Below are 3,500 nucleotides of genomic sequence, written 5' to 3'. Positions count from 1 at the left end.
ACCATGTCGATGCCGAGTCCTATGGCACCGACGATCCTGGCATCATTATCTCTTACTGGAGCGGTTTTAAGCAACCAATAGCCCTTTGCCCCTGAATAATGACACTGGTGCTCCGGGGGTAATTCTGCCTCGAAGGGCAAGCCCGTTTCCATGGCTTTGACAAATGGACAAACATCACAGGGCGTATCTATTTTCTTGTCATGATAGCACTTTCTGCCTTTGATTTCTTTCAGTGACAAGCCCATGGTTTCACGGTAGGCCCGATTCGCCCAGACCATATTATACTCGGTATCCTGCAGGGTAATACACACAGGAAGATTCTCAAGCGCCCTTGTCTGTATTTGTCCTAAAATGGTATCCTGTTTCATTAATTCCCTGCATTTCCTTTGAATACTTAACTTAATGTTTAACTCACTGATTTGCCCGCTGAAGTGGTTTGTTCAACGGAGTGGGGTGGTACACCCTTGACTGCGGCTGAAGCTTTGCTTCGCTCTGTCCGTCCCAGCAGTCCGCTGCAACGACGGGTTACGTCAGAATTTCATCAGTAGGGAGTATTTGTGACCCATGACGAATTGTTAGAATAAATATGTTGTTGTAATCAATTTTATAAATTAACCTATAATTTTGATATATTAAATCCCTAAATTGGTTATCTCTAATTTCTGGGACAATTCTTCCAATTTCTGGTGACAATTCAAGTGACTCAACTTTTGAAAATATGGTTTCAATCCATTTTTGAGCTGCCAAAGGTTTGTCTTGAGCGATATAATCAACAATCTCAGAGGCTCTATCAATCGCTAATGGCGACCATATGATTTTCATTTTTTCAGTCTTTGCAAAAGTGATTTTTTGGCTTCTGAATGCTCTATCCCTTGACCGCTTTCCAATTGAGATAGGGATTTATTAACATCAGATAAGAGCTCAATTTTTTCTTGAATATGTTCATATTCTTGTGCATCCAAAAGTACAGCAACACCTTTGCCATGTTGCGTAATTACCAATGGTCTTTTTGTGTCGTGAACCTGTTTAATGAAACTTGCTATTCCAGTTCGAACTTCAGATAGTGGTTTTATATCTTGATCAATTTTTAATCTTTGCATATTGCACCTCATTTAATGTTATTTGGTACAATATAATGTACAATGTATATGATGGTCAAGTATTAAAGACGTAACCTGTGCATCAGGCGCGGCGTTTAGCCGTCGACTGCATGCAATTGTTGGCGCTAAAGAACTGGCGCATTGGGGATTTGAGCACTATGCCAGACGGCAACCACCCAGATAATATCTGCTTTAATTTTATAAAAAAACCGGTAGGGCGGAATTATTACCTCTCTATAACTGAGATCCGAAAATTCTGGAATGATTCTTCCAGACTCCGGAAAATCCTCAAGCCTTCTTAAGATTTTTTCAGCACGATTACGAAAATTGACGGCAGCAGAGGGTTTGTCTCTTCGAATATATGATAGCGCAGAAAGGAATTGTTTTTTAGCCGTCGGTGTGAATTGAATTTTCACAGGGGATCCTTATTTAAAAAATCATCCGCTTCAGCAAGTACCGTATCTAAATCATAACCAATGCCGGCTTCGATTTCCTTTTCACCCTTTGCTAATAAACGTAAAATTTCTTTTTCATGTTCAAGTTTTTCATAGGCCTCAACCCCAAGTATTACAGCGCTGGCCCTTCCTCTTTGTGTAATAATCAAAGGTTCATCATTGGTTTGCAATTGTTTCAAAAGTTTAGCCGCATCCTGTCTTAAATCGCTTACAGGTATAATATTTGATAATTTTCCCATTTTACATCCTCCTGTTTGTATTTTTAATTGTACATCCAGAAGTATCGTAAAGGCAACAATTATTTTATCATTAGAAGCGCCAACGTGTGCATCAGGCGCGGCGTTTAGCCGTCGCCTGCATGCAATTGTTCGACATTTTTAGTAAATTTTAACTTTATAATAGTATAAACACCGGCAATAAAAAAATAGGGTATCGCAAAATACAAAAGTATGGGAAATGCAATACAAGCAAATAACCAAGCCGCAGCATTTTTTTTTAAAGATTTTGCAATTCTATAAATCGATGTTAACAATAAAACGAATACTGTTCCAAATATTATACCAACGAATATTACAACATTTTGATGCTCGGACATCACCGCTTCAGGCTTAAGACCTTTTAAATCTAAGGCATTGTATATAAACAATAACAATGCAATTGCCGCTATTATAAAAGCAATTGAAAATATGAGATCTTTCAATCCGTGCCAGATTTTTTGAATATCTGATTGTTTTTGATTCATTAAGTTCTATTATTGTCAGAGCTAAGCCGCCCGCCGTTGCGCCTGCGGGAAACAGACCACTGCTATTCGGGTCGGTTTGAGCTAATTGTTAGCCTTTCACGAAACAATTATTTATTCGATTTTATTGTAATTTATTCCTTACCCATGCCGGATCTCTACGACAGTCAAGAACTGAATAAACTCTAATTTCTTCATCTTCTATGCGATAGTAGATTGAAAAGGAAATCTTTTGGAAAGTAGCCTGTAATACCTTCGAAAATATTCTTGATGTATGCCTGCAAAAAGCTTTAGTGAATCAATATCAGAAAATATCGAGTCAAGAAAATATCTGCCTATACCCTCAGCCTGAGACTCATAAAAAACATAACCTTCTTTGAGATCAGCCTGAGCTGATTGTAGAATTCTTATTTTCATTAGATTGAATTCAGAATTGACTTTTTTGCCTCATCCAAATCAACAAATTTATCTTTGCCTTCAGCAATAGCCTTCTCACGATCATTCAGTACAGAGGCATGCCAAGCGGGAGAAGAGAGATTTTGATTTTTACATAAATCGTCCCAAAGTAACTCCATTGCCATTAATTTCTCTTCAGTTGTCATATCTTGTATATTGATTCGCATACTACACCTTATTTAGTTTTGAGTTGCAAAAGACTATAGCACGAAGAAAGACAAAAAGCAAAATATGAGCTGCGTTGGAAAAAGGCTAACGTGTTTTTCAAAATGAAGAGGCCTCCCCCCTATGACAGACATAAAAAAATTCAGACCCGATCCCGATCTCAAACTCATGGAACAGGTGCGCCAGGTTTTGCGTTACCATCATTATGCTTACAGGACCGAACAGACCTATTGCGGATGGATCATCGATTTGATCCGGTTTTATGAGAAAAAAATTCATTCGCGGGATATGGGAAAACAGGAGATTGAAAAATACCTCAGCCACCTTGCAACCCAGCGCAACGTGTCGGCTTCAACCCAGCGTCAGGCTTTGAATGCCATTGTTTTTCTTTATCGTCACGTTCTGGATATGCCCGTTGATGAGCATCTGGAACCGATCCGTGCGAAAAAAAAGAGCTGGGTCCCCACGGTGATGACGCAGCAGGAAGTTCAGTCGGTATTGAGCCATCTCAGCGGAATCCATCTGCTTATGTCCAAGATTCTCTACGGCTCCGGCCTGCGTTTGATGGAATGTGTCCGCTTGCGT

At 39.4% G+C, this 3,500-nt stretch carries 8 protein-coding genes; 1 reads left to right on the top strand and 7 read right to left on the bottom strand.

What is annotated here, in order from left to right:
- The 7 genes from ACYQ11_RS21770 to ACYQ11_RS21740 form a co-directional block, all read right to left on the bottom strand.
- The coding region (locus tag ACYQ11_RS21770) for a PAS domain-containing protein (protein WP_459925940.1) at positions 1–368 on the bottom strand (368 nt) is incomplete at its 3' end.
- Positions 369–525: 157 nt separating this feature from the next.
- On the bottom strand, positions 526–822 hold the full coding sequence (locus tag ACYQ11_RS21765; protein WP_459925939.1) for a type II toxin-antitoxin system RelE/ParE family toxin: 297 nt from the start codon (positions 820–822) through the stop codon (positions 526–528).
- Positions 819–1,100 carry a type II toxin-antitoxin system Phd/YefM family antitoxin gene (locus ACYQ11_RS21760; protein WP_459925938.1) on the bottom strand — a complete coding sequence of 94 codons (282 nt, stop codon included), beginning with the start codon at positions 1,098–1,100 and terminating at the stop codon, positions 819–821. The genes ACYQ11_RS21765 and ACYQ11_RS21760 overlap by 4 nt, the downstream gene beginning before the upstream one ends.
- A 125-nt stretch (positions 1,101–1,225) precedes the next feature.
- Positions 1,226–1,516 carry a type II toxin-antitoxin system RelE/ParE family toxin gene (locus tag ACYQ11_RS21755; RefSeq protein WP_459925937.1) on the bottom strand — a complete coding sequence of 97 codons (291 nt, stop codon included), beginning with the start codon at positions 1,514–1,516 and terminating at the stop codon, positions 1,226–1,228.
- A complete protein-coding gene (locus ACYQ11_RS21750) occupies positions 1,513–1,794 on the bottom strand; it encodes a type II toxin-antitoxin system Phd/YefM family antitoxin (RefSeq protein ID WP_459925936.1) in 282 nt (93 codons plus the stop codon). Before ACYQ11_RS21750 ends, ACYQ11_RS21755 begins: the two co-directional genes overlap by 4 nt.
- 104 nt (positions 1,795–1,898) lie before the next feature.
- Positions 1,899–2,297 (bottom strand): hypothetical protein, encoded by a 399-nt coding sequence (locus ACYQ11_RS21745; protein ID WP_459925935.1) that lies wholly within the window; start codon positions 2,295–2,297, stop codon positions 1,899–1,901.
- A gap of 413 nt (positions 2,298–2,710) precedes the next feature.
- Complete coding sequence (locus ACYQ11_RS21740) at positions 2,711–2,917, bottom strand: addiction module protein (protein ID WP_459925934.1); 207 nt, start codon at positions 2,915–2,917, stop codon at positions 2,711–2,713.
- A gap of 121 nt (positions 2,918–3,038) precedes the next feature.
- On the opposite strand from ACYQ11_RS21740, the gene ACYQ11_RS21735 reads away from it, so the two are divergent.
- Positions 3,039–3,500, top strand: a 462-nt coding sequence (locus ACYQ11_RS21735) for a phage integrase N-terminal SAM-like domain-containing protein (RefSeq protein WP_459925933.1), incomplete at its 3' end; no start/stop codon positions are given.

The organism is Desulfatiferula olefinivorans (genome assembly GCF_054657895.1).
This window is presented reverse-complemented; position numbering and strand designations above follow the sequence as displayed.